This window comes from Burkholderia sp. KJ006 (genome assembly GCF_000262695.1).
GTDB classification, from domain to species: domain Bacteria; phylum Pseudomonadota; class Gammaproteobacteria; order Burkholderiales; family Burkholderiaceae; genus Burkholderia; species Burkholderia vietnamiensis.
In genome coordinates this window covers 64,743-91,475 of record NC_017921.1, presented here as the reverse complement: position 1 = coordinate 91,475, position 26,733 = coordinate 64,743, and the positions used below count along the sequence as shown (strand labels likewise).

At 67.0% G+C, this 26,733-nt stretch carries 25 protein-coding genes; 19 read left to right on the top strand and 6 right to left on the bottom strand.

The genetic code is table 11. The features are described from left to right. Positions 1–5: 5 nt before the first annotated feature. Entirely contained in the window at positions 6–2,306 is a 2,301-nt protein-coding gene (locus tag MYA_RS14620) for an NADP-dependent malic enzyme (protein ID WP_011880749.1), read from the bottom strand. Between the two features lie 135 nt (positions 2,307–2,441). Between MYA_RS14620 and MYA_RS14615 the strand changes: the two genes are divergently transcribed. The 7 genes from MYA_RS14615 (at position 2,442) to MYA_RS14585 (ending at position 9,367) form a co-directional block, all read left to right on the top strand. Further along, positions 2,442–3,413 (top strand): LysR substrate-binding domain-containing protein, encoded by a 972-nt coding sequence (locus MYA_RS14615; protein WP_014723954.1) that lies wholly within the window; start codon positions 2,442–2,444, stop codon positions 3,411–3,413. Positions 3,414–3,677: 264 nt separating this feature from the next. After that, the gene (locus tag MYA_RS14610; RefSeq protein ID WP_014723953.1) at positions 3,678–4,631 is read left to right on the top strand and encodes a choline ABC transporter substrate-binding protein; all 954 of its coding nucleotides are present in this window, start codon (positions 3,678–3,680) and stop codon (positions 4,629–4,631) included. 54 nt (positions 4,632–4,685) lie between these two features. Further along, the gene (locus MYA_RS14605) at positions 4,686–5,615 is read left to right on the top strand and encodes a 3-keto-5-aminohexanoate cleavage protein (RefSeq protein WP_014723952.1); all 930 of its coding nucleotides are present in this window, start codon (positions 4,686–4,688) and stop codon (positions 5,613–5,615) included. Between the two features lie 90 nt (positions 5,616–5,705). Continuing rightward, a complete protein-coding gene (locus MYA_RS14600; RefSeq protein ID WP_014723951.1) occupies positions 5,706–6,671 on the top strand; it encodes an L-carnitine dehydrogenase in 966 nt (321 codons plus the stop codon). A 6-nt stretch (positions 6,672–6,677) separates the two neighbouring features. Next, entirely contained in the window at positions 6,678–7,166 is a 489-nt protein-coding gene (locus MYA_RS14595) for a thioesterase family protein (RefSeq protein WP_014723950.1), read from the top strand. A 25-nt stretch (positions 7,167–7,191) separates the two neighbouring features. Further along, the gene (locus tag MYA_RS14590; RefSeq protein ID WP_014723949.1) at positions 7,192–8,148 is read left to right on the top strand and encodes an alpha/beta hydrolase; all 957 of its coding nucleotides are present in this window, start codon (positions 7,192–7,194) and stop codon (positions 8,146–8,148) included. Positions 8,149–8,170: 22 nt separating this feature from the next. After that, entirely contained in the window at positions 8,171–9,367 is a 1,197-nt protein-coding gene (locus MYA_RS14585) for a TauD/TfdA family dioxygenase (protein WP_014723948.1), read from the top strand. A gap of 190 nt (positions 9,368–9,557) precedes the next feature. Here the strand turns inward: MYA_RS14585 and MYA_RS14580 are convergent, their stop codons facing one another. Together MYA_RS14580 and MYA_RS14575 are read right to left on the bottom strand one after the other, a co-directional pair. Then, positions 9,558–9,860 carry a DUF4148 domain-containing protein gene (locus MYA_RS14580; RefSeq protein ID WP_014723947.1) on the bottom strand — a complete coding sequence of 101 codons (303 nt, stop codon included), beginning with the start codon at positions 9,858–9,860 and terminating at the stop codon, positions 9,558–9,560. A 353-nt stretch (positions 9,861–10,213) separates the two neighbouring features. Then, positions 10,214–10,504 (bottom strand): DUF3331 domain-containing protein, encoded by a 291-nt coding sequence (locus MYA_RS14575; protein ID WP_011880740.1) that lies wholly within the window; start codon positions 10,502–10,504, stop codon positions 10,214–10,216. A gap of 663 nt (positions 10,505–11,167) precedes the next feature. Here MYA_RS14575 and MYA_RS14570 point away from each other — a divergent pair. From MYA_RS14570 to MYA_RS14530, 9 genes are all read left to right on the top strand, one after another. After that, positions 11,168–11,932, top strand: coding sequence for an SDR family oxidoreductase (locus MYA_RS14570; protein ID WP_011880739.1), 765 nt, complete (start codon positions 11,168–11,170; stop codon positions 11,930–11,932). 51 nt (positions 11,933–11,983) lie between these two features. Further along, on the top strand, positions 11,984–12,826 hold the full coding sequence (locus MYA_RS14565; RefSeq protein WP_014723946.1) for an ureidoglycolate lyase: 843 nt from the start codon (positions 11,984–11,986) through the stop codon (positions 12,824–12,826). Positions 12,827–12,849: 23 nt separating this feature from the next. Next, a complete protein-coding gene (locus MYA_RS14560; RefSeq protein ID WP_014723945.1) occupies positions 12,850–14,127 on the top strand; it encodes an L-fuconate dehydratase in 1,278 nt (425 codons plus the stop codon). A gap of 74 nt (positions 14,128–14,201) precedes the next feature. Further along, positions 14,202–14,978: an SDR family oxidoreductase gene (locus MYA_RS14555; protein WP_011880736.1), complete on the top strand. Its 777-nt coding sequence runs from the start codon at positions 14,202–14,204 to the stop codon at positions 14,976–14,978. Between the two features lie 12 nt (positions 14,979–14,990). Then, complete coding sequence (locus tag MYA_RS14550) at positions 14,991–16,529, top strand: sugar ABC transporter ATP-binding protein (RefSeq protein ID WP_014723944.1); 1,539 nt, start codon at positions 14,991–14,993, stop codon at positions 16,527–16,529. A gap of 20 nt (positions 16,530–16,549) precedes the next feature. Continuing rightward, on the top strand, positions 16,550–17,587 hold the full coding sequence (locus tag MYA_RS14545; protein WP_011880734.1) for an ABC transporter permease: 1,038 nt from the start codon (positions 16,550–16,552) through the stop codon (positions 17,585–17,587). Positions 17,588–17,676: 89 nt separating this feature from the next. Next, positions 17,677–18,618: an ABC transporter substrate-binding protein gene (locus MYA_RS14540; RefSeq protein WP_011880733.1), complete on the top strand. Its 942-nt coding sequence runs from the start codon at positions 17,677–17,679 to the stop codon at positions 18,616–18,618. 63 nt (positions 18,619–18,681) lie between these two features. Then, positions 18,682–19,572 carry an amidohydrolase family protein gene (locus MYA_RS14535; protein ID WP_014723943.1) on the top strand — a complete coding sequence of 297 codons (891 nt, stop codon included), beginning with the start codon at positions 18,682–18,684 and terminating at the stop codon, positions 19,570–19,572. A gap of 71 nt (positions 19,573–19,643) precedes the next feature. Continuing rightward, positions 19,644–20,405, top strand: a complete 762-nt coding sequence (locus MYA_RS14530) for a FadR/GntR family transcriptional regulator (RefSeq protein ID WP_014723942.1) — start codon at positions 19,644–19,646, stop codon at positions 20,403–20,405. Between the two features lie 16 nt (positions 20,406–20,421). Here the strand turns inward: MYA_RS14530 and MYA_RS14525 are convergent, their stop codons facing one another. Next, positions 20,422–21,663, bottom strand: a complete 1,242-nt coding sequence (locus MYA_RS14525) for an NAD(P)/FAD-dependent oxidoreductase (protein WP_014723941.1) — start codon at positions 21,661–21,663, stop codon at positions 20,422–20,424. 563 nt (positions 21,664–22,226) lie between these two features. Then, positions 22,227–23,147 (bottom strand): hypothetical protein, encoded by a 921-nt coding sequence (locus MYA_RS31115; protein ID WP_131929098.1) that lies wholly within the window; start codon positions 23,145–23,147, stop codon positions 22,227–22,229. 46 nt (positions 23,148–23,193) lie between these two features. Here MYA_RS31115 and MYA_RS31110 point away from each other — a divergent pair, with 46 nt between their 5' ends. Both MYA_RS31110 and MYA_RS14515 read left to right on the top strand, forming a co-directional pair. After that, positions 23,194–23,403 (top strand): hypothetical protein, encoded by a 210-nt coding sequence (locus MYA_RS31110; protein ID WP_126220612.1) that lies wholly within the window; start codon positions 23,194–23,196, stop codon positions 23,401–23,403. A 296-nt stretch (positions 23,404–23,699) separates the two neighbouring features. Next, positions 23,700–23,921, top strand: coding sequence for a SymE family type I addiction module toxin (locus tag MYA_RS14515; protein WP_034195476.1), 222 nt, complete (start codon positions 23,700–23,702; stop codon positions 23,919–23,921). Positions 23,922–24,177: 256 nt separating this feature from the next. Here the strand turns inward: MYA_RS14515 and MYA_RS14510 are convergent, their stop codons facing one another. Next, positions 24,178–24,735: a hypothetical protein gene (locus MYA_RS14510; RefSeq protein WP_014723939.1), complete on the bottom strand. Its 558-nt coding sequence runs from the start codon at positions 24,733–24,735 to the stop codon at positions 24,178–24,180. 787 nt (positions 24,736–25,522) lie between these two features. On the opposite strand from MYA_RS14510, the gene MYA_RS14505 reads away from it, so the two are divergent. Further along, on the top strand, positions 25,523–26,641 hold the full coding sequence (locus MYA_RS14505) for a branched-chain amino acid ABC transporter substrate-binding protein (RefSeq protein WP_034195540.1): 1,119 nt from the start codon (positions 25,523–25,525) through the stop codon (positions 26,639–26,641). The last annotated feature ends 92 nt before the right edge of the window (positions 26,642–26,733 follow it).

Sequence of the window (26,733 nt, the reverse complement as noted above, 5' to 3'; positions counted from 1 at the left end):
GGTCGTTACGCCGCCGCGTTGCGATTCGCCTCGATCACCGTCAGCGCGGTCATGTTCACGATCCGCCGCACGGTCGCGCTCGACGTGAGGATGTTCACCGGCGCATTGACGCCGAGCAGGAACGGCCCGACCGCGACGTTGCTGCCCGCTTCGGTCTTGAGCAGGTTGTACGCGATGTTGCCGGCGTCGACGTTCGGGCACACGAGCAGGTTTGCCGCACCCTTGAGCGGCGACATCGGCAGCAGCCGCAAGCGCAGCGACTCGTCGAGCGCGCAGTCGCCGTGCATCTCGCCGTCGGCCTGGATGTCCGGCGCCTGCGCGCGGATGATCTCCAGCGCGTTGCGCATCTTCGCGCCCGACGCCGCGCTCCCCGACCCGAAGTTCGAACGCGACAGCAGCGCGACCTTCGGCGTCAGGTTCAGCCATTCCATCTGGCGCGCCGCCGCGATCGTGAATTCGGCGATCTGCTCCGCATCGGGGTTGTCGTTGACGTGCGTATCGACGAGCGCGACGGTCCGCTGGTTCAGCAGCAGGATGTTCATCGCCGCGTAGGTCGACGCATCGGGCTTCCTGCCGATCACTTCGTCGACGAAGCGCAGGTGGTTGTGATATTCGCCGACGGTCCCGCAGATCATCCCGTCCGCATCGCCGAGCCGCACCATCATCGCGCCGATCAGCGTCAGGCGCCGGCGCATCTCGACGCGCGCCATCTCCTTCGAGATGCCGTCGCGGCAACGCAGTTCCCAATACGTCGTCCAGTACTGCGGGAAGCGCTCGTCGTATTCCGGATTGGTGACCTCGACGTCCTGGCCGAGCCGCAGGCGCAGCCCGAAGCGCTCGATGCGCGCGAGCAGCACCTCGGGGCGACCGACCAGGATCGGACGCGCGAGCTTCTCGTCGACGATCACCTGCACCGCGCGCAGCACGCGTTCGTCCTCGCCCTCGGTGAACACGATGCGCGCCTTGCCGCCGTCGCGCACCAGCTGGCGCGCGGCCGCGAACAGCGGCTTCATGAACGCGCCCGAGTGATAGACGAACTGCTGCAGCTGCTCGACGTACGCGTCGAGGTCGGCGAGCGGGCGCGTCGCGACGCCGCCTTCGATCGCGGCCTTCGCCACCGCCGGCGCGATACGGACGATCAGGCGCGGGTCGAACGGCTTCGGAATCAGGTATTGCGGGCCGAACGACACCTCGTCGCCGCCATAGGCCGCCGCGACGATGTCGCTCTGTTCTTCCTGCGCGAGACCGGCGATCGCGTGGACCGCGGCGATTTCCATTTCACGCGTGATCGTGGTCGCGCCCACGTCGAGCGCGCCGCGGAAGATGTACGGGAAGCACAGCACGTTGTTGACCTGGTTCGGGAAATCCGAGCGGCCGGTCGCGATCACGACGTCGTCGCGGGTCGCATGCGCGAGCTCCGGGAAGATCTCCGGCGTCGGATTCGCGAGCGCGAGGATCAGCGGGCGCGCGGCCATCGCGCTCAGCATCTCCGGCTTCAGCACGCCGCCGGCCGACAGGCCGAGGAAGATGTCGGCGCCGCCGATCACCTCGGCCAGCGTGCGCGCATCGGTTTCCTGCGCGAAGCGCTCCTTGGCCGGGTCCATCAGCGTGGTGCGGCCGCGGTAGACGACGCCTTCGATGTCGGTCGCCCACACGTTTTCGATCGGCAGCCCGAGGTCGACGAGCAGGTCGAGGCAGGCGAGTGCGGCCGCGCCGGCGCCCGAGGTCACGACCTTCACGTCCGAGATCGACTTGCCGACCACCTTCAGCCCGTTGATGAACGCGGCCGCGACGGTGATCGCGGTGCCGTGCTGGTCGTCGTGGAACACCGGAATCTTCATGCGCTCGCGCAGCTTGCGCTCGACGGTGAAGCACTCGGGCGCCTTGATGTCCTCGAGGTTGATCCCGCCGAAGGTCGGCTCGAGGCCGGCGATGATGTCGACCAGCTTGTCCGGGTCGGTCTCGTTGATCTCGATGTCGAACACGTCGATCCCGGCGAACTTCTTGAACAGCACGGCCTTGCCTTCCATCACCGGCTTCGACGCGAGCGCGCCGATGTTGCCCAGACCCAGCACCGCCGTGCCGTTGGTGATCACGCCCACCAGATTGCCGCGGCTCGTGAAGCGATGCGCGTTCAGCGGTTCGGCGGCGATCGACTCGCAGACGCTCGCGACTCCCGGCGTGTAAGCCAGCGCCAGATCGCGCTGCGTCACGAGCGGCTTGCTGGCGACGACCGAGATCTTCCCCGGCGTCGGAAACTCGTGATAGTCGTACGCGGCTTGCTGCTGAGTCTCTGTCTGTTTCATGTTTTGGGTCCGGGCAGGTGCGTCAGGCCAGTCCCGACGCGATCGATGACGGCCATTCTAGGGATCGGCCATAAGGAGATGATTCTGTTTTAATATCGGGCCATCACTTTTTCCTGATAGTGCGGCGGTCCCAAGGTGACATTCGACGCAAACGACGTGGTCCGGCGCCTCGGCGCGCGGCTGAAGATGCGGCATCTGATGCTGTTGCTGCAGATCCAGCAGCACGGCTCGCTGACGCGCGTCGCGGAGCACATGGCCAGCAGCCAGCCGGCCGTGACCAACGCGCTGTCCGAGCTGGAGAGCATGTTCGGCACGCCGCTGTTCGAGCGCTCGTCGCGCGGGATGCGGCCGACCGCGCTCGGCGCGGTCGTGCTGGAGCGCGCGAAGGCGATGCTGAAGGACCTCGAGCATCTGGCCCACGAAATGGAGGCGGTGGCGGCCGGCCATGCGGCCCACCTGCACATCGGCGTGATCCCGTTCATTTCGGGCCAGATGCTGTCCGCGGCGCTCAAGCGGCTGCAGGCGGGGATGGAGCGGCGTCTGACCGTGACGATCCACGAGGGCACCAGCGACCAGTTGCTGCTGCAGCTGAAGGATCACAGCGTCGATCTGGTGATCGGCCGCGCGTCGTCGGCGATCGATCTCGGCCAGGTGTCGTTCGAAGTGCTGTATCAGCAGCAGCCGCGGATGATCGCGAGCCGGCGTCTGGCCGCGAAGCTGGCCCGCATGCCGCTCGACTGGGAGAGGCTGCGCGCGCTCGACTGGATTCTCGGCGCGCCGCACACGCCGATGCGCGAGCAGGTGACCGACCTGTTCCTGTCGGCCGGCATCGCGCCGCCGGTGCCGATCGTCGAGAGCTACTCGTCGAAGCTGATCGGCGAAATGATCGCGTCGAGCGACGATGCGGTGTCGATCGTGCCGGCCGATATCGCCGAGGAAATGGTGCGCATCGCGGGCGTCGCGATCGTGCCTTACTCGCTGGTCTGGACGCTGCCGCCGATCGCGCTGTTCACGCGCGCGGCCGAACCGCATGCGCCGACGCGCGATCTGCTGGTCGACGCGCTGCGCGCCATCTGCCGCGAAACCTACGTCGACGTACGGCGCTGACGCGTCGCCGTTGCGGCGCCTCCGCGTCACCGTCCCGACGCCGCATCCGGACAACCGCCCGCCCGCCGCGATCGCCGTAAAACCCCCGCCGCACAAGCCGCTGCGCGCGCGTAGTGGTTTCCACTCATAGTCGCAAACAGTCAAGAACAGGTCGCCGGCGGTCGCCTTGCGGGCAATATGGCCCGTTACTTTTACTCCCACGATGCAGGCCGGGACGCACTTCCGCGAACCCGTCGGACATCGGTCCAACCGGGAGAGAAGACCATGAAGTCGACAAAGATCGCCGCGTTCGCCGCGGCCGTGCTGGCGACCGGCGCATGCGCGACTGCCGCGCAGGCCGAGACGGAGGCGGCGAGCTGCCGCAACGTCCGCTTCGCCGACATCGGCTGGACCGACATCACGTCCACCACGGCGCTCGCGTCGACGGTGTTCGAAGGGCTCGGCTACAAGCCCACGACGACGATCGCGTCGGTGCCGATCTCGTTCGCCGGCCTGAAGAGCAAGCAGCTCGACGTGTCGCTCGGCTACTGGTGGCCGGTGCAGCAGAAGCAGCTGCAGCCGTTCCTCGACAGCAAGTCGATCAACGTGGTCGAGCCGCCGAACCTGTCGGGCGCGAAGGCGACGCTCGCGGTGCCGAGCTACGAATACCAGGCCGGCCTGAAGACCTTCGACGACATCGCGAAGCATCGCGCGGAGCTCGACGGCAAGATCTACGGGATCGAGCCGGGCAGCAGCGCGAACGCGACGATCCAGAAGATGATCGACACGAACCAGTACGGCCTCGGCGGCTTCAAGCTGGTCGAGTCGAGCGAGGCCGGGATGCTGGTGACGGTCGAGCGTGCGATCCGCGAGAAGAAGTGGGTCGTGTTCCTCGGCTGGGAACCGCATCCGATGAACATCCAGATCGGCATGAACTATCTGGCCGGCGGCGACGCGGCGTTCGGCCCGAACTACGGCGAAGCGCGCGTGTACACGCTGACCGCCTCCGACTTCATCTCGCGCTGCCCGAACGCCGGCAAGCTGGTCGAGAACCTGCGCTTCACGACGCAGCTGGAGAACCAGCTGATGCAGTCGGTGATGAACAAGACCAAGCCGTCCGACGCGGCGAAGGCCTACCTGAAGAAGAACCCGCAGGTGCTCGGTGCGTGGCTCGCCGGCGTCAAGACGTTCGACGGCAAGGACGGGCTGCCGGCGGTGAAGGCCTATCTCGGCCTGTGACGCGGCACTGCGGAAACTGAACGACACGAACCGAATCAAGCGAGGGCAAGCGGCATGAACAATGAAGTCATCATCACCTGTGCGGTCACCGGTGCGGGCGATACGGTCGGCAAGCATCCGGCGATTCCGGTCACGCCGAAGCAGATCGCGGCCGCCGCGATCGAAGCGGCGAAGGCCGGCGCGACCGTCGCGCACTGCCACGTGCGCGATCCGCACACGGGCCGCGGCAGCCGCGACCCGAACCTGTACCGCGAGGTGGTCGACCGGATCCGCTCGGCCGACGTCGACGTGATCATCAACCTGACGGCCGGTATGGGCGGCGATCTGGAGATCGGCGCCGGCGAAGATCCGATGCGCTTCGGCCAGGGCACCGACCTCGTCGGCGGCCTCACGCGCCTCGTGCACGTGGAGGAGCTGCTGCCCGAGATCTGCACGCTCGACTGCGGCACGCTCAATTTCGGCGACGGCGACTACATCTACGTGTCGACGCCCGCGCAGCTGCGCGCCGGCGCGCGGCGCATCCAGGAGCTCGGCGTGAAGCCGGAGCTGGAGATCTTCGATACGGGCCATCTGTGGTTCGCGAAGCAGCTGCTGAAGGAAGGGCTGCTCGACGATCCGCCGCTGTTCCAGCTGTGCCTCGGCATCCCGTGGGGCGCGCCGGCCGACACCGGCACGATGAAGGCGATGGTCGACAATCTGCCGCCCGGCGCGCACTGGGCCGGCTTCGGCATCGGCCGCATGCAGATGCCGATGGTCGCGCAGGCGATGCTGCTCGGCGGCCACGTGCGGGTCGGCCTCGAAGACAACATCTGGCTCGATCGCGGCGTCCATGCGACCAACGGCACGCTGGTCGAGCGCGCGCGCGAAATCGTCGAACGCCTCGGCGGGCGCGTGCTGACGCCGGCCGAAGGGCGTCGCAAGCTCGGCCTGCCGGCGCGCGGCGAGCGCGCGCTCGAGCGCCGCCCGATCACCGAATTCGCCTGAGCGCCGGTTCAGCAGTTCAGCGATTCATTGCGGCGGCGCGCAGCTGCGCGCGCGCCGTCCGATTTTCCTCGCTTCGAAGGATGCATTGACATGGCAGTGAAGACCGACATCAGGACGTTCGCCGCGATCGGCACCGGCGTGATCGGCAGCGGATGGATTTGCCGTGCGCTCGCGCACGGTCTCGACGTGGTCGTGTGGGACCCGGCGCCGGGCGCGCCGGAGCGGCTGCGCGCGAGCGTCGCGAACGCATGGCCCGCGCTGGAGCGCGTCGGCCTCGCGCCGGGCGCGGACCCGGCGCGGCTGCGTTTCGCAGCGACGATCGCGGAGTGCGTCGCCGACGCGGACTTCATCCAGGAAAGCGCGCCCGAGCGCGAAGCGCTGAAGCTCGAGCTGCACGAGCAGATCAGCCGCGCGGCGAAGCCGGACGCGATCATCGCGTCGTCGACGTCCGGGCTGCTGCCGAGCGACTTCTATGCGCGGGCCACCCATCCGGAGCGCTGCGTGGTCGGCCATCCGTTCAATCCGGTCTACCTGCTGCCGCTCGTCGAGGTGCTCGGCGGCGAGCGCACGTCGCCGGAGGCCGTCGAAGCGGCGATGACGATCTATCGCACGCTCGGCATGCGGCCGCTGCACGTGCGCAAGGAGGTGCCGGGCTTCATCGCGGACCGGCTGCTCGAGGCGTTGTGGCGCGAGGCGTTGCATCTCGTCGACGAAGGCGTCGCGACGACCGGCGAGATCGACGACGCGATCCGCTTCGGCGCGGGCATCCGCTGGTCGTTCATGGGCACGTTCCTGACCTACACGTTGGCGGGCGGCGACGCGGGCATGCGACACTTCATGCAGCAGTTCGGCCCCGCGCTCGAACTGCCGTGGACGAAGCTGGTCGCGCCGCAACTGACCGATGCGCTGATCGACCGCGTCGTCGACGGCACCCGCGAACAGCAGGGCACGCGCAGCATCAAGGAGCTCGAGCGCTATCGCGACGAGTGCATCACCGAGGTGCTCAACGCGATCGCGACGGTGAAGGCGCGGTATGGGATGCGATTCGAGGATTGAACCAACATGACCGGCGATACTCCGCTGACGATTTACCACGACGTCGTGCGGCCCGAGTGGGTCGACTATAACGGCCATCTGCGCGATGCGTTCTATCTGCTGATCTTCAGCTTCGCGACCGACGCGCTGCTGGACCGGATCGGCCTCGACGACGCCGCGCGTCGCGAGCGCGGCCGCTCGGTCTACACGCTCGAAGCGCACGTCAACTATCTGCAGGAAATCAAGGAGGGCGCGCGCGTGCGCGTCGACGTGCGCGTGCTCGCGCACGATGCGAAGCGGCTGCATCTGTATCTCGAACTGTTCGCCGACGGGTACGACGCCGCGGTGGCGGCGAGCGAGCAGATGCTGCTGCACGTCGCGACGCGCGGCGGCGCGAAATCGGCGCCGTTCGACGACGACGTGGCCGCGCGCGTGGCCGGCTTGCACGCGTTGCAGCTCGATTGCGCGGCGCCCGCCTACGCGGGGCGCATGATCGGCCTGCCGCCGCGCCGCTGACGCGGCGAACGACGGCGCGCACGCGATGCTCGAAGCGCAAATCGCAGCGTTCGTCGCCGCAGTCGACGCCGCGTATCCGGCCGGCACGGCCGCGCGCTCGCCGGCCGAGCAACGCCGCATCTACGATCGCTTCGCGGCCGCGTGGACGCCTCCCGAGCTGCCGCCGGGCATCGTGCGCCACGACGCCTTATGGCGCGCGCCGCACGGGCCCGCGATCGCGCTGCGGCGCTACGCGCCGGCGCACGGCGCACCGCGCGGCACCGTGTTGTTTTTCCATGGCGGCGGCTTCGTCGTCGGCTCGCTCGACAGCCATGCGCTGATCACCGCGCAGCTCGCGGCCGACACCGGGCTCGCGGTGATCGCCGTCGCTTACCGGCTCGCGCCCGAGCATCGCGCGCCGGCCGCGCTCGAGGATTGCCTGGCCGTCACGCGCGCCGCGCGCGATGCGGCGCACTGGCCGTTCGGCCCGTGCGCGCGGCCGCTGACGCTCGCGGGCGACAGCGCGGGCGGCAATCTCGCGGCGGCCGTCGCGACCGCGCTGCGCGACGCCGGCGAAGCGGGCCTCGACGGCATCGCGCTCGCGTATCCGCTGCTCGGCATCGAGCCGCAGGCACCGGCGCGCGACACCGAAGCGCATGCGCGGATGCTCACGCTCGACGACGTTCGTCGCTATCGCGCGCTGTACTGGGCGCAGGCCGACGCAGCCGCACTGAGCGCCGATCCGCTGCTGCGCGCGTCGGTGCCGCTCGTGGCGTCGCGCTTCGACGGGCTGCCGCCGGTGCTCGCGATCGGCGCGCAGCACGATCCGCTGCGCGACGATGCGCGCGTCTACGTCGAACGGATCGTCGCGGCCGGCGGCGTGGCGCGGTACTGGATGGGGGAAGGGCTGGTGCACGGCTGCTGGCGCGCGCTCGGAACGAGCCCGCAGGCGGCGCGGATGCACCGGATGATCGGCGGGTTTCTGCTCGCACCACACGCGTAGCGGGCGTTTCCGGGAGGCAACGATGCAGGCAGCGCAACACCGTATCGAGGACTGGCGGACCTTTTCCGCCGACGCGACGATCGCCGCGGCGACGCTCGGCGACGCCGCGGTGGAGGTCGAGTGGAGCGACGCGCGCCGTTCGCCGTTCCACTTCGACTGGCTGCGCGACAACTGCGCGTGCGCCGCGTGCGTGCATGCGCTGACGCGCGAGCAGGTGTTCGAGATCGCCGATGCGCGCGCCGATCTGTCCGCGCGCGCCGTGCACGTCGACCGCGACGGCGCGCTGCACGTCGAATGGAACGACGGGCATCGCAGCGCGTGGTCGCCCGGTTGGTTGCGCACACATGCATATGACGACGCATCGCGCGCCGAACGCCACGCGGCGCACGGGCCGCACGTATGGCTCGGCGACGATGCCGCGGCGCTCGGCGTGTTCGCGTGGCGCGATCTGATGGACGACGACGGCGCGTTGCACGCATGGCTCGGCGCATTACAGCGCACCGGCCTGACGCTCGTCGAAGGCGTGCCGGCCGAGCGCGGGCGGGTCGCCGACGTCGCGCGGCGCGTCGGCCTGATCCGCGAGAGCAATTTCGGCGTGCTGTTCGACGTCGAATCGAAGCCGCGGCCGGACAGCAATGCGTACACGTCGCTGAACCTGCCGCCGCACACCGACCTGCCGACCCGCGAGCTGCAGCCGGGCGTGCAGTTCCTGCATTGCCTCGCCAACGACGCGACGGGCGGCGACAGCGTGTTCATCGACGGCTTCGCGCTCGCCGACGCACTGCGACGCGAACGTCCGGCCGATTTCGAGCGCCTCGCGTCGACGCCGTTCGAGTTCTGGAACAAGAGCGCGCACAGCGACTATCGCTGCTCCGCGCCCGTGATCGGGCTCGATGCGCGCGGCAACGTCAGCGAGGTGCGCGTCGCGAACTTCCTGCGCGGGCCGCTCGATGCGCCGGCCGATGCGGTCGCCGCCGTCTATCGCGCGTACCGGCGCTTCCTCGTGCTGGCGCGCGAGTCGCGGTTTCGCGTGCAGCGCCGGCTGCGCGCGGGCGACATGTGGGCGTTCGACAACCGCCGCGTGCTGCATGCGCGCACCGAGTTCGATCCGGCGACCGGTCGCCGGCATCTGCAAGGGTGTTACGTCGATCGTGACGAATTGCTGTCGCGCTGGCGCGTGTTGTCGCGAACGCTGGGCGCCGTGGCCGCGCCGCGTTGACGGCGCACGGCTTGGCCGCATCTACCTCGGCGGGGAAAAAGCGCCCGGACGCGGTGCGTCCGGGCGAAGCCACCCGTTGCCGGGCGGCGGAGGTATGCGTATCGCAAAACAAGACGAGCCCGCTTGACGGGCTCGTCCGGGTACTGCTTCAGCGCGTCAGGCGCTGTGCGCCCGCCGAGGGCGCGTCGGCTTACTGGCCGAAGAAAACCGAGTCGCGGGCGTTCGACGACGTTGCTGCCGCCGGGGCGCCCGAATGGACGACCGGCGCCGGCTGCGCGCCGTAACCGCTGGCGTCCGCACCGTGCACGCGCGCTTCGGCGGCCTGGATGTCGGTCGGGTAATACGGGCTCGCGAGGCCCGGCTTGTAGCCGGCCTTTTCGAGCTGAACCAGTTCGTTGCGCACTTGCGCACGCGTCACGGTGCTTTGAGCGAACGCGCCGAGCGAAGCGGACAGCGCAACAGCGGCAACGACTGCGGAAACGAGCGATTTCATGATGACCTCCGGTGTTTTATTTGATTCGCTTGCGACACCATGTCTGCAGCGATTGGGTTGAATCTTAGTCACCGGGTCGTTCAGGGTAAACGCTGATTTTGACGATAGATTGTTTCCTGATGAGTAACAGTGCGGCGCCGATCCAGCCTTTCATCGTGCTTTCGTTTCCGCCTGTGCAATGAGTCGCAGCGCGCCGCGACGTCACGTCGGCCGACTCGGCTGCATGCCGGCGCGACGCCCGTGCGTGCGGATACCCACGGCGTGCGCGTCGGATGACACGGGCAGCAGAGACGGGGAATCGGCGCGCCGCTTGCGCGTCGCGCAGCCGCCGACGTGGCGGCGCCGCCGCGCGCTTAGCGGTTGCCGGCCAGCGCGAGCACTTCGGCCGCGGAGATCATCGCGGCCGCGTTGGCGGGTGCCGGGCGTTCGGCCGGGCGGAACACTTCGTCGCCGCGCTGGATCACCTGGCGCGACAGCGCGCAGGTGCCGGTGCGTTGCGCGAAGCGGCGGCGCCAGCGCTGTTCGCCGTAATGGCAGCGGCCGGGTTCGACCCAGCGAACCACCAGCAGCGTATCGGAACGTTCGAGAATTTCGACGTGGACGTCGGCGGGATCAAGCGCAGGCATGGATTGGGGTGCCTTCATTTTGCCGTTTCCTAAAGCGCAGTGCGGTTTCGTCGATGGCAGTGGATGTCACTACCCGAGCGCGAATCCGTAGCGGTTTCCATGAGTGGTGCGCTAAATGTAAGCGTCTGTGACGGGAAAAAACATCCTGTTTGGCTCAAATTACCTTTTGCCGATTTAGAAACAATGAGGGCGCGTTTTCGGGTAAAACGCCCACGACAAAAGCGCCCCGGACTTAAACGTCCGGGGCGCGAAATCGGCCCGCGCCAACGTGCCCGCTCGCCCGGGCACGTCGGACCCCGCGGGGGACGGAGATGCCCGCCGCACTTGGCGGCGGACGCTGCGGTGGACCGGTAGGGCGCGGCCGACGACGCCATGATCCCGTGCGCGCCCGGTTGCCAGCCTGACGCGAACATGACTTTTTTGTCAGTTTCGTGCCGGCCGCACTCGCGGCGCGCGCGCGCCAATCGGCGCGAGCCGCATGCCTATTGGCGTTGCGGGCAATCGCGCGGCGCGGCGAAGGCTCGTTTCCCGACTTCTCCGCTGTTTGGCGACCGATTTTGTCGCTCGGGAAAACACTGAATCCCACGTTCGTGACAAATCCGGATTCTCTTCCTAAGATTGGTTGGACCTTTGGTCCTTTGTGCCAATCGGCCGGCTCGACCGGCTCTCCCGGAGGGGCTCATGAGATTGCAGGGCAAGCGTGCGCTGGTGACGGCGGCTGGACAGGGCATCGGCCGCGCGACCGCGCTGCGGTTCGCAAGCGAGGGCGCCGACGTGCTGGCGACCGACATCAACGACACCGCGCTCGAGCAGCTCGCGGCCGATGCGCAACGTGCGGGCGGCCGGCTGTCCACGCGCCGGCTCGACGTGACCGCTGCGGCCGACGTGGCGGCGCTGGCAGCGCGGGAACGCGCGTTCGACGTGCTGTTCAACTGCGCGGGCTTCGTGCATCACGGCTCGATCCTCGACTGCGACGAGCGCGCGTGGGCGTTTTCGTTCGATCTGAACGTCACGTCGATGTACCGGCTGATCCGCGCGCTGCTGCCGGCGATGCTGGAGGCGGGCGGCGCGTCGATCGTCAACATGGCGTCCGCCGCGTCGAGCGTGAAGGGCGTGCCGAACCGCTTCGTCTATGGCACGACCAAGGCGGCCGTGATCGGCCTCACCAAGTCGGTCGCCGCCGATTTCGTCGAACGGCGCATTCGCTGCAACGCGATCTGCCCCGGCACGATCGCGTCGCCGTCGCTCGAACAGCGCATCGCCGAGCAGGCGCGCGCACGCGAGGTGTCGACCGACAGCGTGCGCGCGGCCTTCGTCGCGCGCCAGCCGATGGGCCGCATCGGCACCGCCGACGAAGTGGCCGCGCTCGCCGCGTATCTCGCGTCCGACGAAGCGTCGTTCACCACCGGCACGATTCACGTGATCGACGGCGGCTGGTCGAACTGACCGCGGCGGCCGCCCGCACCTTTCCATCCACTTCCGTTTCGCTGGGACGACATGAAACTGCTGAGATTTGGCGACAAACACCACGAGAAACCGGGGCTGCTCGATGCGCAGCGCAGGATCCGCGACCTGTCGGGCGTGATCGACGACGTCGCCGGCGACGCGCTCACGCCCGCGTCGCTCGCGCGGCTGCGCGAGCTCGATCCGGCGTCGCTGCCGCTCGTCGACGGCACGCCGCGGCTGGGCGCCTGTGTCGGCCGGGTCGGCAAGTTCATCTGCATCGGCCTGAACTATTCGGATCACGCGGCCGAGTCCGGCATGGAGGTGCCGAAGGAGCCCGTCGTGTTCGGCAAATGGACCAGCGCGATCTGCGGCCCGAACGACGACGTCGAGATTCCGCGCGGCTCGGAGAAGACCGACTGGGAAGTCGAGCTCGGCGTGGTGATCGGCCGGCCCGGCCGCTATATCGACGAAGCCGAAGCGCTGTCGCACGTCGCCGGCTACTGCGTGGTGAACGACGTGTCGGAGCGCGAGTACCAGCTCGAACGCGGCGGCACGTGGGACAAGGGCAAGGGCAACGACACGTTCGGCCCGCTCGGCCCGTGGCTCGTCACGGCCGACGAAGTGCCGGACCCGCACGCGCTGCGCTTGTGGCTCGAGGTGGACGGCCACCGCTACCAGAACGGCTCGACCGCGACGATGGTGTTCCGCGTGCCGTTCCTGATCAGCTATCTGAGCCGCTTCATGAGCCTGCAGCCGGGCGACGTGATCTCGACCGGCACGCCGCCGGGCGTCGGCCTCGGGCAGAAGCCGCCCGTCTATCTGCGCGCCGGGCAGGTCATCACGCTCGGCATCGACGGGCTCGGCGAGCAGCGCCAGCGTACCGTGCAGGCCTGAAACCCTTTAACGGAGCGTTCGCCATGCCTGTCATTCGATCGATGCGCGTCCTCGACGTGCGCTTTCCGACCTCGCGCGAGCTCGACGGCTCCGATGCGATGAATCCGGACCCCGACTACTCGGCCGCCTACGTCGTGCTCGAAACCGACCGCGACGGGCTCGCGGGCCATGGGCTCACGTTCACGATCGGGCGCGGCAACGAGATCTGCTGTGCGGCGATCGAGGCGATGCGTCACCTCGTCGTCGGCCTCGATCTCGACTGGATCCACGAGGACATGGGCCGCTTCTGGCGGCACCTGACGTCGGACAGCCAGTTGCGCTGGATCGGCCCCGACAAGGGCGCGATCCATCTGGCGACGGGCGCCGTCGTCAATGCGGTGTGGGACCTGTGGGCGAAGGCGGTGGGCAAGCCGTTGTGGCGGCTGGTGGCCGACATGAGCCCGGAAGAGATCGTGCGCGCGATCGACTTTCGCTACCTGACCGACTGCCTCACGCTGGACGAGGCGCTCGACCTGTTGCGCCGCCAGGCGCCGGGCAAGGCCGCGCGGATCGCGGCGCTCGAGCGTGACGGCTACCCGTGCTACACGACTTCGGCCGGCTGGCTCGGCTACGGCGACGACAAGCTGCGCCGCCTGTGCCGCGAGGCGGTCGACGCCGGTTTCGACTACGTGAAGCTGAAGGTCGGCGCGAACCTCGACGACGACATCCGCCGCGTGTCGATCGCGCGCGACGTGATCGGCCCGGCGCGCAAGCTGATGATCGACGCGAACCAGGTGTGGGAAGTCGGCGAGGCGATCGACTGGGTGCGCGAGCTGGCGTTCGCGAAGCCGTGGTTCATCGAGGAGCCGACGAGCCCCGACGACGTCGAAGGGCATCGCAAGATCCGCGACGCGATCGCGCCCGTGCAGGTCGCGACCGGCGAGATGTGCCAGAACCGCGTGCTGTTCAAGCAGTTCATCGCGCGCGGCGCGATCGACGTCGTGCAGATCGACGCGTGCCGGCTCGGCGGCGTCAACGAGATTCTCGCGGTGATGCTGCTGGCCGCGAAATACGGGCTGCCGGTGTGTCCGCACGCGGGCGGCGTCGGGCTGTGCGAATACGTGCAGCATCTGTCGATGATCGACTACGTGTGCATCTCGGGCACGAAGGAAGGGCGCGTGGCCGAATACGTCGATCACCTGCACGAGCATTTCGTCGAGCCGTGCATCGTGCGCGGCGCGGCCTACATGCCGCCGACCGCGCCCGGCTTCTCGATCGAGATGAAGCCCGACTCGCTCGAGCAGTACCGGTTCCGCGGCTGACGCAGGGTGCTGGCGGCGCGGCGTCGCACGACGTCGCGCGACGAGATGGACGATACGAACGACGGAGACGCGAAGTGGATCTGGATCTGCAGGACAAGGTCGTGATCGTGACCGGCGGCGCATCGGGCATCGGCGCGGCGATCACGTTGCGGCTGGCCGACGAAGGCGCGATTCCGGTGGTGTTCGCGCGCCACGCCCCGGACGACGGCTTTCTGCGTGCGGTCGAACGGAAGCAGCCGCGCGCCGTGTGCGTGCGCGTCGAGCTGCAGGACGACGCGCAGTGCCGCGACGGCGTCGCGCAGACCGTCGCGCGCTTCGGCCGCATCGACGGGCTCGTCAACAACGCGGGCGTCAACGACGGCGTGGGGCTCGACGCCGGGCGCGACGCGTTCGTCGCGTCGCTCGAGCGCAACCTGATCCACTACTACGCGATGGCGCATCACTGCGTGCCGCACCTGAAGGCGACGCGCGGCGCGATCGTCAACATCTCGTCGAAGACGGCCGTCACCGGGCAGGGCAACACGAGCGGCTATTGCGCGTCGAAGGGCGCGCAGCTCGCGTTGACGCGCGAATGGGCCGTCGCGCTGCGCGACGACGGCGTGCGCGTGAACGCGGTGATTCCGGCCGAGGTGATGACGCCGTTGTACCGCAACTGGATCGCCGGCTTCGACGATCCGGACGCGAAGCTCGCCGCCATCGCCGCCCGCGTGCCGCTCGGCAAGCGCTTCACGACGGCGGAAGAGATCGCCGATACCACCGTGTTCCTGCTGTCGGCGCGCGCGTCGCACACGACGGGCCAGTGGCTGTTCGTCGACGGCGGTTACACGCATCTCGATCGTGCGATCGACTGACGGCGGCGACCGATGCGAGCAGACCCGAACCCCAACGACGCGCCGCCGCTGATCGCGTTGAGCGGCGTCAGCAAGCGCTTTCCCGGCGTGCTCGCGCTCGACGACTGCCGCTTCGACCTGCGCGCCGGCGAAGTGCATGCGCTGATGGGCGAGAACGGCGCGGGCAAATCGACGCTGATGAAGATCCTCGCCGGCGTGTATCAGAAGGACGGCGGCGAGATCCGGATCGACGGCCGCGCGGTGGAGATCGCCGAGCCGCGCGCGGCGCAGGCGCTCGGCATCGGCATCATCCATCAGGAGCTGAACCTGATGAACCACCTGAGCGTCGCGCAGAACATCTTCATCGGCCGGGAGCCGCGCGGCCGCTTCGGCGTGTTCATCGACGAGGACCGGCTCAACCGCGACGCGGCCGCGATCTTCGCGCGGATGCGGCTCGCTCTCGATCCGCGCACGCCGGTCGGCCGACTGACGGTCGCGAAGCAGCAGATGGTCGAGATCGCGAAGGCGCTGTCGTTCGACTCGCGCGTGCTGATCATGGACGAGCCGACCGCCGCGCTGAACAACGCGGAAATCGCCGAGCTGTTCCGCATCATCGGCGACCTGCGGGCGCACGGCGTCGGCATCGTCTACATCTCGCACAAGATGGACGAGCTGCGCCAGATCGCCGATCGCGTGACGGTGATGCGCGACGGCAAATGGGTGGCGACCGTGCCGATGGCCGATACGTCGATGGACGCGATCATCGCGATGATGGTCGGCCGCCAGCTCGATACGCAGCCGCGCACGCCGCCCGATACGTCCGCGAACGACGTGGCGCTCGAAGTGCGCGGGCTGTCGCGCGGCCGCGCGATCCGCGACGTCGGCTTCACGTTGCGGCGCGGCGAGATTCTCGGCTTCGCGGGGCTGATGGGCGCGGGCCGCACCGAGGTCGCGCGCGCGGTGTTCGGCGCGGACCCGGTCGACGCGGGCGAGATTCGCGTGCACGGCAAGCCGGTGACGATCCGCACGCCGGCCGACGCGGTCGCGCACGGGATCGGCTACCTGTCGGAGGACCGCAAGCATTTCGGGCTCGCGCTCGGCATGGACGTGCAGAACAACATCGCGCTGTCGAGCATGCCGCGCTTCGTGCATCGCGGCATGTTCGTCGACGCGCGCGCGCTGCGCGCCGCCGCGCACGCGTACGTGCGGCAGCTCGCGATCCGCACGCCGTCGGTCGCGCAGCCGGTGCGGCTGCTGTCCGGCGGCAACCAGCAGAAGATCGTGATCGCGAAGTGGTTGCTGCGCGATTGCGACATCCTGTTCTTCGACGAGCCGACGCGCGGCATCGACGTCGGCGCGAAAAGCGAGATCTACAAGCTGCTCGACGCGCTCGCCGCGGACGGCAAGGCGATCGTGATGATCTCGTCGGAGCTGCCCGAGGTGCTGCACATGAGCCACCGGATTCTCGTGATGTGCGAAGGGCGCGTGACCGGCGAGCTGCGCGCGGCCGACGCCACGCAGGAAAAGATCATGCAGCTCGCGACGCAGCGCGAGTCGACCGTGTTGTCCTGATTCAGGTGTCCACTCCGATCATGTCCAACGATACGCATCCCGTTCCGCCCCTCGCGTCCGCCGACACGCCGGCCGGCGCCGCGAACCTGAAGTCGCGCCTGTTCAACCCGGCCGCGCGGCAGAAGCTGCTCGCGTTCGCGAGCCTCGTGCTGCTGATCGTGTTCTTCGGTTTCGCGTCGCCGAACTTCCTCGAGGTCGACAACCTCGTCGCGATTCTGCAGGCCACGGCCGTCAACGGCGTGCTGGCCGTCGCGTGCACGTACGTGATCATCACGTCGGGCATCGACCTGTCGGTCGGCACGCTGATGACGTTCTGCGCGGTGATGGCCGGCGTCGTGCTGACCAACTGGGGGATGCCGCTGCCGCTCGGGATCGTCGCCGCGCTCGGCTGCGGCGCGCTGTCGGGCTGCGTGTCGGGCTTCGTGATCGCGAAGATGAAGGTGCCGCCGTTCATCGCGACGCTCGGCATGATGATGCTGCTCAAGGGGCTGTCGCTCGTGATCTCCGGCACGCGGCCGATCTACTTCAACGACACGCCCGGCTTCACGTCGATCGCGCAGGACTCGCTGATCGGCAGCGTGATCCCCGCGCTGCCGATTCCGAACGCGGTGCTGATCCTGTTCGTCGTCGCGATCGGCGCGTCGATCGTGCTGAACCGCACGCTGTTCGGCCGCTACACGTTCGCGCTCGGCAGCAACGAGGAAGCGCTGCGGCTGTCGGGCGTGAACGTCGATGCGTGGAAGATCGCCGTCTACACGTTCGGCGGCGCCGTGTGCGGAATCGCCGGGCTGCTGATCGCGTCGCGGCTGAACTCCGCGCAGCCCGCGCTCGGCCAGGGCTACGAGCTCGATGCGATCGCGGCGGTCGTGATCGGCGGCACGTCGCTATCGGGCGGCTCGGGTAGCATCGTCGGCACCATCATCGGCGCGTTCATCATGAGCGTGCTGACCAACGGGCTGCGCATCATGTCCGTCGCGCAGGAGTGGCAGACGGTCGTCACGGGCGTGATCATCATCCTCGCCGTCTACGTGGACATCCTGCGCCGGCGCCGCCGCTGATGCACGAAAGAACGCAGACACGCAAACCCGCATGCGCTTCATCGCCGGCCGGGCCGGCATTTCAGTCGATACAACCAAGGAGACGCGAAGTGATCAGGAGCAAGGTGTTGAACGCGATCGCCGGGCTGACGTTCGCCGTCGGCGTGACGGCCGGCGCGCATGCGCAGGAAGCCTATATCCCGCTGATCTCGAAGGGCTTCCAGCATCAGTTCTGGCAGGCCGTGAAAGCCGGCGCGATGCAGGCGGCGAAGGACTACAAGGTGAAGGTCACGTTCGAAGGCCCCGAGACCGAGGCGATGGTCGACAAGCAGATCGACATGCTGTCCGCGGCGATCGCGAAGAAGCCGGCCGCGGTCGGCTTCGCGGCGCTCGACAGCAAGGCCGCGCTGCCGCTGCTGAAGAAGGCGCAGGCGGAGAAGATTCCGGTGATCGCGTTCGACTCGGGCGTCGACAGCGACATTCCGGTGACCACCGCCGCGACCAACAACAAGGCGGCGGCCGCGCTCGCGGCCGACAAGCTCGCCGCGCTGATCGGCGACGAAGGCGAGGTCGCCGTGGTCGCGCACGACCAGACGAGCCGCACCGGCATCGACCGCCGCGACGGCTTTCTCGAACGGATGAAGGCCGCGCATCCGAAGGTGCAGGTGGTGACCGTGCAATACGGCGAAGGCGACCAGCTGAAGTCCACCGAGGTCACGAAGTCGATCCTGCAGGCGTATCCGAAGCTCAAGGGGCTGTTCGGCACCAACGAGGGCTCGGCGATCGGCGTGGTCAACGGCGTGCGCGAGATGAAGCGCAAGGTCGTGATCATCGGCTACGATTCGGGCAAGCAGCAGAAGGACGCGATCCGCAGCGGATTGATGGCCGGCGCGATCACGCAGAACCCGGTCGGGATCGGCTACAAGACGGTCGAAGCCGCGGTGAAGGCGATCAAGGGCGAAAAGCTGCCGAAGGTCATCGACACCGGCTTCTACTGGTACGACAAGACCAACATCGACGACCCGAAGATCACCGCGGTGCTGTACGACTGAGCGTCATGCGGCGCGCGACGATGCTGCGCGCGGCGACGACGCGGGGTGAAGCACGAGGACACCATGAGCGCAGTGCGTATCGATTCCCATCAGCACTTCTGGCGTTATCGCGCGGCCGACTATCCGTGGATCGGCCCGGCAATGGACGCGCTCGCCCGCGACTACCTGCCCGCTGCGCTGTGGCCGCAGATGCACGCGCATGCGCTCGCTGCGTCGATCGCGGTGCAGGCGCGCGCCGGGCGCGACGAGACGGCGTTCCTGCTCGAGCTCGCGCGCGACGACGCGCGAATCGCGGCGGTGGTCGGCTGGGAGGATCTCGCGGCGCCGGAGCTGGCCGAGCGCGTCGCCGCGTGGCGCAGCCCAAAGCTGCGCGGCTTTCGCCATCAGCTGCAGGACGAAGCCGACGTCGCGGCGTTCGTCGGGCAGCCCGCGTTCAATCGCGGCGTCGCGTGGCTTCAACGGCATGGCTACGTATACGACGTGCTGGTGTTCGAGCGCCAGTTGCGCGACCTGCGCGCATTCTGCACGCGGCACGACGCGCATTGGCTCGTGCTCGATCATGCCGGCAAGCCGGCGCTCGCCGAATTCGAGCGCGACGCGACGGCGTTCGCGCGCTGGCGTGCCGAATTGCGCGAGCTGGCCGCGCTGCCGCACGTCGTGTGCAAGCTGTCGGGGCTCGTGACCGAGGCGGACTGGCGGCGCGGCCTGTGCGCGCCGGACCTGCGCCACGTCGAGCAATGCCTCGATGCGGCGCTCGCCGCGTTCGGCCCGCAGCGGCTGATGTTCGGATCGGACTGGCCCGTGTGCCTTCTCGCGGCGTCGTATGACGAAGTGGCGTCGCTGGTCGAGCGCTGGGCCGCCGCGCGGCTGTCTCCGGCCGAGCGCGACGCGCTGTGGGGCGGCACGGCCGCGCGCTGCTATGCGGTGCCGGGCGATGCGATGGCCGGCATATAGAATAGGCGCGCACGGCCCGGCGCTCGATGCGTCGGACCGTGCGCAAAACAACCGCTCATCCGTATCGAAGTATGTCCATCCAGCCGATTCAGAACCGCCGCCTGTACCAGCAGATCGCCGACAAGCTCAGTGCGATGATCGAGTCCGGCGATTTCCCGCCGGGCAGCTACCTGCCGCCCGAGCGCGAACTGGCCGAGCGGTTCGGCGTGTCGCGCACGTCGGTGCGCGAGGCGCTGATCGCGCTCGAGGTCAACGGGCTCGTCAGCGTGCGCGTCGGCGACGGCGTGAAGGTGCGCCAGCGCGAGGCCGCTGCCGCGCCGCAGCCGCTTGCCGCCGCGAAGGTCGCGCCGTTCTCGATCGTCGAGATCGATCCGGAGCTCGGCATCGCGCTCGACCTCGACACCGAGATCCCGCCGTTCGCGCTGTTGCAGGCGCGCCGCCTGATCGAGCCGGAGGCGGCGGCGCTCGCCGCGCAGCACGGCTCGGACGCGCAGATCGAGGGGATTCGCGACGCGTTCCTGCGCAACCAGGAAGACAACCAGAGCGGGTCGCTCACGCATCCGGGCGATCGTCTGTTTCATATCCGGATCGCGGAGGCGAGCGACAACGCAGCTTATGCGCTGATGATCAAGCAGTTGCTCGCGCACAAATACGATCCGATGTTCCAGCGGCTGCAGTCGCTCTACATGCCGAACGACATGCCGCACCGGTCGGAGCTGGAGCACCGCGCGATCCTCGACGCGATTCGCGCGCGCGACCCGGAGGCCGCGCGTCGCGCGATGGCCGAGCATCTGGACGAAGTGATCGAGATCTTCGGCCGCGCGCTCGACTGAGCGCAGGCCGCCGGCGTCAGAAGCGCTCGGCGCGGTAGGGCGTCGGATCGGTGAACGGCGTTTCGCCGGTCATCATCTCGGCCAGCAAGCGGCCGGACACGGGGCCGAGCGTGAGCCCGTGATGGTTGTGCCCGAACGAGAACCACAGCCCGCGATGCGCGGGCGCGGGGCCGATCACCGGCCGCATGTCGGGCGTGCACGGGCGAAAGCCGAGCCACGGCTGCGGATCGAGCCGCTCGCCGAAGCCGAACACCGGACGCGCGATGCGTTCCGCGCGATCGAGCTGCACGCCGGTCGGCGGCAGGCCGCGGCGCGCGATTTCGACGCCCGTGGTGAGCCGCAAGCCGCGCCGCATCGGTGCGATCACGTAGCCGTATTCGCGATCGACGATCGGCGCCGACGGCGTGCCGCGCTCCGATGGCGCGTAGTGCATGTGATAGCCGCGCTTCTCGCGCAGCGGGATCTTGTAGCCGAACTTGCCGAACACCGTATCGGACCACGGGCCGAGCGCGACGACCATCGCCGGCGCGGCGATCTTGCCCTGGTCGGTCATGACCTGCCAGCCGGGCGACAGCGCGTCGACGCTCGCGGCATCGCCGGTGAGCAGCGTGCCGCCGCCTTGCACGAACAGCTGCGCATAGCTTTTGACGAGCGCGGACGGATCGACGACGCTTTTCGGATCGAGCCAGTGCAGTGCGCCGCAGAAGCCGGCCGCGAGGCTCGGTTCCTTGGCGCGCAGTGCTGCGGCGTCGAGCGGCTTGATGCCGAGCCCGTGGCGGCGCGCGGTGAGGCCCGCATCGGCGACGGCGCGCTCGAACGCGGAAGGCGTGCGGAACGCTTCCATCCAGCCGCTCGCGCGCACGAGCTCGCCTGCGCCGGCGCGCGCGATCAGCGCGTCGTGCTCGGCGATGCAGCGCTCGATCAGCGGCAGCATGTCGCGCGACGCGGCCGCGTGGCGCAGCGGCGCCGATTCCCACCAGAAGCGCGCGAGCCACGGCGCGAACGCCGGTAGCGACGCGCTGTGCCAGTAGAGATCGGTCGAGCGGTTCAGCGCGTAGCGCATCAGCGTGAACGGGCTGCGCGGAAACGGATACGGCTCGATCGACGAGCGCTCGATCAGCCCCGCGTTGCCGAAGCTCGTGCCTTCGCCGGGCGCGGCGCGGTCGACGAGTGCGACCTTGCGGCCGCGATCCTGCAGGTGCAGCGCGGCGCTGACGCCGACGATGCCGGCGCCTAGAACGATTACGTCGAAGTCCATCATGTCAGTGGCTGTTGGCGGGGCGCTGGGCCGGGTGACGGGGTGCGCGCCGGGATTGGAGAGTGTTCGAACCCCAAGCATACTCGCGGCGGAGTGGGGCACCAAGCGGGTATGCGCTGTCGACGTAGTGCAGATGGGCCGTGCGCGACTATTGGAGGTTGTCCGGCTCAGTCGGGGCAGCAGCCCGCGCACGGTCCAGCAGTCGGGTGGGACGGGCGATATATGCGCTGCGGATTTGACGCGCTCCAATGCGATGGGCGGCGTGTTCGTGGGGGCGGACGAGATTCCGGCCGAGCTCTTTTGATGTGCCGATGTCGCGGCTCGAACTAGTGGCAGGACCTGTTGCGTGGACAACCAACGTAACCACGAGCAGTGGACTTCTACCGGCTGCAATGAACGCATCGTTGGCGATATTCGTTAACGGCGCGGACATGCGGTAAGCGTTTGCGTACGACGCGGGCCGGACATTCGGCGGGGCGCTACTGACGAGGGTATGGAGTTTGCCCGCGACGATCTGTGCTCTCCCGTGCAAGTTCGCTCGTTGCATAGCCTGGCCCTCCAGATCATTGAGTGTCGCCAGCCTTGGCCGAAAAGTCGGGGGCTTCAAACGGCGGCGGCAGATATGTCGTGTCGATTGTGTAGCCCTCAGCCGTCCATTCTGCTTCATGTTTCGCTCGTTCCGCCCTTGCCGGCGTCAATTCGTCAGACAGGTATTTCTTCCATTGCCTCCGGCGTTCGATGCTATCAGTAAAATACGGCGTGTAATTATCAGATGCCGTGCTTACCTGAATATCTGTCAGGTAATATCCCATGCCGGGAGTCGACGACGATTGAAATGAAAGGGATAGTGTCAAAAAGACGCCGTCAGCATAAAAAAGCCATCTTGGCTCGGATGAGATTAAGCTTTTCCATTCCTCCGCGGTCGGTGTGTAGGTAGAGTCGATCGAATAAAGCGTACCGGGTTGCGACAAAGCATAAGCCGTTGCCTCTTTGCCGACGAGCCGCGGATCGGATGTCTCGATATACCTCTTCCACCCCGCATCTCTCAGTTTTGTCAGCAGGGCTATGATTTTGTCGCGAGCCTCTTCGTACGAGGTTGTACCCGAAGGTGAGATGTTGAAATTGACATCCCAACTATCAACTCCGCTTTCCGGACTGTCTTTGTCGCCCAACCCGGTCGCGATCGCCACGTTGTCGAGATCGAATGAATACTGTCCTTGAAGATATCTTGCCCGTCCGAGCTTCTTTGGATCGTCCCAGCGCATTTGATATACGTACACGCCAGACGGGTGATTCATCGTGGAAAATCCTTGTGCCACGGCATCCGATTTTCCGTCTGATCCGAATTTAATGGTGACAACTTGAGGTGATATTCTTGTGTTCTTTTCGCGTCGGACGGCTGTTGATGCGTAAATTGCAGCGCACAAAGCGATGGCTGAAAAAATGCACCACAGAAATTTCATCGATTTACGTTCAGGCAACATGGGCATTGTCGCCTTTGTGTGAAAAATCAATCATGTTAGACCGCTCATGACTGCAGTCGCTGTTTCGGAAACGGCTCCAACCGCTTCCGGCATTGTCATCTTAGACCTTGCCTCGATCGACGATCGCTATCTTGAATGTCTCGCGGCTGCAAGCAAATCCCTTTGCAAGCTTGGACTGAGTGACGATAACTCATGCAAATTGTTTCAAATCGCCGCATTCTTGAAATCGAGTGACGTTGCTGGCATCAGCGAATGAGACGCCGCCGTGCGCACAAGCAATTGCATGCCTATGCCTAATGGCGAACGTTAAGGCGAGTCGGAAATATTGCGCGTAAATGATGTCCTAATAGGACTGTCCAACGATGATCGCGCGTATATCGCGCGCGCGAATGGGCGCTAGGCGTTCACCGGACATGTCGAAGCATCGGCTCGTCGAATGAGTAAAAAGGAGGAATCCGGGAAATCAAAAAATCGGCAGTAAACGAGCGCGGGCCGCAAGTGCTACCAACACTCACGGCCCGCTGACCACAGCCAACTAACCAGGAGTTGCCCATGGCTAAGGCGAATGATAAAGCACGTCCCCCGATTACGGAACGCTTTGTGACGGTCCAGGAGATCTGGGGTTTTCCGAAAAACATGAGCGTCAGGCCCAAGACGTTTTATCCGTACATGAAGATTGGCGGAATGTGGCTCGTCAATGATGCGGGTTTTGAGCCGGGCGAGAAGGTGCGGATAGCGATCGAGCCAGGTAGGCTGGTCATCACGGCGATGTGAGACGCCGCCGCGGCGCTGCACGTCGATGCGATTCGTCGAGAGGCGCATCGGCTGATCGGCTAGTGTGGCGGAGCAACTACATCCCGCCCAGGGACCGCCGTTGAATCGGCGATAGCGAAGGCCGCGCGGACGCACCGCGCGGCCTAGTAGAATTTCGCTACGCTCAAGTACGAGTCTCAACTCCGCGTGCGGTCGTGTCCCGCAAAGCCGCACCTCAAGCCCCGGCAGGACAGCTGCTACCCCACCACAGCCCCCATCACCTCCCGATATTGCAAACCGACCGCGACGTCCCCGCGCCGCGCGTAACCACGCAACGCGAGCGCGCACCGTTGTCGTAGAACAACGCACGCGGCGGCGGTGGCAGCACAGCCGAATTGAACCGGTTCGACGCGTCGGGCACGTAGAGGAATGGATTCGGCGCGCCGATGGAGTAGTGCGGTACATCGACGGGCCGCTGCTCGTCGGCCCACCGATGTTCGTTCCGGCGCTGCTCGCGCTGTTCGATCTCCGACAGCACGCGACCGAGGCCGCCGCCCGTCGAAGGCTGCGGCTCGAGCTTGTCCCCCGACACACGCAATGCACGCGTATCGCGCGTATCGAACGGGCTGCGCTTGAGCGGCGCCGCTTCCTTCGCGCGTCGTTTCGCGCGAGCCGGGCGGACGTCATTCCGGGTCGCGGCGCGACGTTCCGAATGAAACAGATTGGTATTGCCTGAACCGTCGATCAGCGAATCGCGACTCGAAGCGTCGGCAGCACCGAGCGAAAGCGCGCAGGCAATGGTGGCGGCGGAAGAAAAACGAAGAGGATGATGCATCGGGCCCTCCGGCAGGTGACATGCAACGAGAAAAAACGGCAGATCACTGGCTGGCTGCGGTGCGACAGGGGGCGCGACAGGGGCGCGTCAAACGACGTGCAGGAGGGCTGGCTGGATTGCGGTTGCGAGTTCGAATTATTTCACAGATATAACAATATGCTTTCGTAACGCGTGAAATCGTCAGCATAAAGAAGGAAATAGCGCGATCCGCTCGCGCCCCACGCCGGTGCGTTCGCCCGAATCCTCTGTTGAATACCTGCCGCGGCATACAGCCGTGCACGACTTCCGAATCACGCGTCATGTCTCCCGATCTCGCCGAACGCATTGTCCAGCAAGGCTTCATCGTGCAGAGGGCTTAAAAATCGCAACCCGATTGCACCGGCCACCAACCTCACGACCGTCACCCAGTTGCTCCCCGATCGCCACCGCCACCGCCCGAGGTTTCTCCGTGTTTTCCCTCATAGGAGACGCATTTTTGACAGACGTTTCAAAAACGCCCATATAATTTCGGCTGCCTTGCCAACGGCTGTCGGAACATCCCTCCGACCAGCGATTTGGCAAGCGGGGCAGGCGAAACGCTTGCGCAATGCAAGACGCATCACGATGTCTTTCCGAACCAGACGTCCCCTTCGGGGACTGCAAGAGCCGGGCCCCGCTACGCATCATCCATCCGCAGGTCCGTCTTCATGTGTCTCGGGCGTGTCCCATATCCTCGCCCCGGGTGCTGTTCGATTGCGCAAGTCATGCCGCCTTTGCCCGTATGACTAACAACATCGAGGAGTTCCTGATGACGCTGTCCCGTCTTACCTCCATTTCCGTCGCCGCCGTGCTGTTCGCCGCCGGCGCCGCCGCCGCGCAAGCGGAAACCGTGAAGATCGCCTTCGCCGGCCCGATGAGCGGCTCGGTCGCCCAGTATGGCGACATGGTGAAGGCCGGCGTGCTGACCGCGGTCGAACAGATCAACGCGGCAGGCGGCGCGGGCGGCAACAAGCTCGAACTGGTGACGATGGACGACGCATGCGAACCGAAGCAGGCCGTCGCCGTCGCCAACAAGATCGTCAGCCAGAAGATCAAGTACGTGATCGGCCACGTGTGCTCGGGCTCGACGATTCCCGCCTCCGACATCTACGAGAACGAAGGCATCGTGATGGTCACGCCGTCGGCCACTGCGCCGCAGCTGACCGAAGGCAAGAAGCGTCACTTCATCTTCCGCACGATCGGCCGCGACGATCAGCAAGGCCCGGCCGCCGCGCACTACATCATCAACAACGTGAAGCCGAAGAAGGTCGCGATCCTGCACGACAAGCAGTCGTACGGCCAGGGCATCGCATCGTCGGTGAAGAAGGACCTCGAAGCCGCGAAGATCCCCGTCGTGCTGTTCGAAGGCATCAACGCCGGCGATTCGGACTACTCGGCGGTCATCACGAAGCTGAAGTCGCAAGGCGTCGATTTCGTCTACTTCGGCGGCTACCACCCGGAAATGGGCCTGCTGATGCGCCAGGCGCGCGAGCAGGGCGTGAAGGCCACGTTCATGGGCCCCGAAGGCGTGGGCAACAAGGACGTGACCGCGATCGCCGGCCCGGCGTCGGAAGGCATGCTGGTCACGCTGCCGGCCGACTTCTCGGCCGACCCGGCCAACGCGGGCCTCGTGAAGGCGTTCGCCGACAAGAAGCGCGACGCGAACGGTCCGTTCCAGATGCCCGCATACGCAGCGGTGAAGATCATCGCCGATTCGATCGCGGGCGCGAAGACGACCGACCCGACGAAGGTGGCCGCGTACATGCACAAGACGACGTTCGACACGCCGATCGGCAAGGTCGCGTACGACGCCCAGGGCGACCTGAAGGCGTTCAAGTTCGTCGTCTACACGTGGCACAAGGACGCGACGAAGACCGCCGCCAAGTAACAACGCAGTACCCGCCCGCGCACCCGCCTCGTCCGGCATCCGGACGGGGCGGCGTGCGTATTGGTCGCGCATCGGCCGCGCATCGGCCCGAT

Excerpts from the sequence above, each read along its gene's own strand:
- MYA_RS14585 (WP_014723948.1), top strand. The coding sequence starts at position 8,171 with ATGCAGGCAGCGCAACACCGTATCGAGGACTGGCGGACCTTTTCCGCC.
- MYA_RS14570 (WP_011880739.1), top strand. The coding sequence starts at position 11,168 with ATGAGATTGCAGGGCAAGCGTGCGCTGGTGACGGCGGCTGGACAGGGC.
- MYA_RS14565 (WP_014723946.1), top strand. The coding sequence starts at position 11,984 with ATGAAACTGCTGAGATTTGGCGACAAACACCACGAGAAACCGGGGCTG.
- MYA_RS14530 (WP_014723942.1), top strand. The coding sequence starts at position 19,644 with ATGTCCATCCAGCCGATTCAGAACCGCCGCCTGTACCAGCAGATCGCC.
- MYA_RS14545 (WP_011880734.1), top strand. The coding sequence starts at position 16,550 with ATGTCCAACGATACGCATCCCGTTCCGCCCCTCGCGTCCGCCGACACG.
- MYA_RS14535 (WP_014723943.1), top strand. The coding sequence starts at position 18,682 with ATGAGCGCAGTGCGTATCGATTCCCATCAGCACTTCTGGCGTTATCGC.
- MYA_RS14505 (WP_034195540.1), top strand. The coding sequence starts at position 25,523 with ATGACGCTGTCCCGTCTTACCTCCATTTCCGTCGCCGCCGTGCTGTTC.
- MYA_RS14510 (WP_014723939.1), bottom strand. The coding sequence starts at position 24,735 with ATGCATCATCCTCTTCGTTTTTCTTCCGCCGCCACCATTGCCTGCGCG.
- MYA_RS14600 (WP_014723951.1), top strand. The coding sequence starts at position 5,706 with ATGGCAGTGAAGACCGACATCAGGACGTTCGCCGCGATCGGCACCGGC.
- MYA_RS14550 (WP_014723944.1), top strand. The coding sequence starts at position 14,991 with ATGCGAGCAGACCCGAACCCCAACGACGCGCCGCCGCTGATCGCGTTG.
- MYA_RS14605 (WP_014723952.1), top strand. The coding sequence starts at position 4,686 with ATGAACAATGAAGTCATCATCACCTGTGCGGTCACCGGTGCGGGCGAT.
- MYA_RS31110 (WP_126220612.1), top strand. The coding sequence starts at position 23,194 with ATGACTGCAGTCGCTGTTTCGGAAACGGCTCCAACCGCTTCCGGCATT.
- MYA_RS14560 (WP_014723945.1), top strand. The coding sequence starts at position 12,850 with ATGCCTGTCATTCGATCGATGCGCGTCCTCGACGTGCGCTTTCCGACC.
- MYA_RS31115 (WP_131929098.1), bottom strand. The coding sequence starts at position 23,147 with ATGTTGCCTGAACGTAAATCGATGAAATTTCTGTGGTGCATTTTTTCA.
- MYA_RS14610 (WP_014723953.1), top strand. The coding sequence starts at position 3,678 with ATGAAGTCGACAAAGATCGCCGCGTTCGCCGCGGCCGTGCTGGCGACC.
- MYA_RS14580 (WP_014723947.1), bottom strand. The coding sequence starts at position 9,860 with ATGAAATCGCTCGTTTCCGCAGTCGTTGCCGCTGTTGCGCTGTCCGCT.
- MYA_RS14590 (WP_014723949.1), top strand. The coding sequence starts at position 7,192 with ATGCTCGAAGCGCAAATCGCAGCGTTCGTCGCCGCAGTCGACGCCGCG.
- MYA_RS14620 (WP_011880749.1), bottom strand. The coding sequence starts at position 2,306 with ATGAAACAGACAGAGACTCAGCAGCAAGCCGCGTACGACTATCACGAG.
- MYA_RS14525 (WP_014723941.1), bottom strand. The coding sequence starts at position 21,663 with ATGGACTTCGACGTAATCGTTCTAGGCGCCGGCATCGTCGGCGTCAGC.
- MYA_RS14515 (WP_034195476.1), top strand. The coding sequence starts at position 23,700 with ATGGCTAAGGCGAATGATAAAGCACGTCCCCCGATTACGGAACGCTTT.
- MYA_RS14575 (WP_011880740.1), bottom strand. The coding sequence starts at position 10,504 with ATGAAGGCACCCCAATCCATGCCTGCGCTTGATCCCGCCGACGTCCAC.
- MYA_RS14595 (WP_014723950.1), top strand. The coding sequence starts at position 6,678 with ATGACCGGCGATACTCCGCTGACGATTTACCACGACGTCGTGCGGCCC.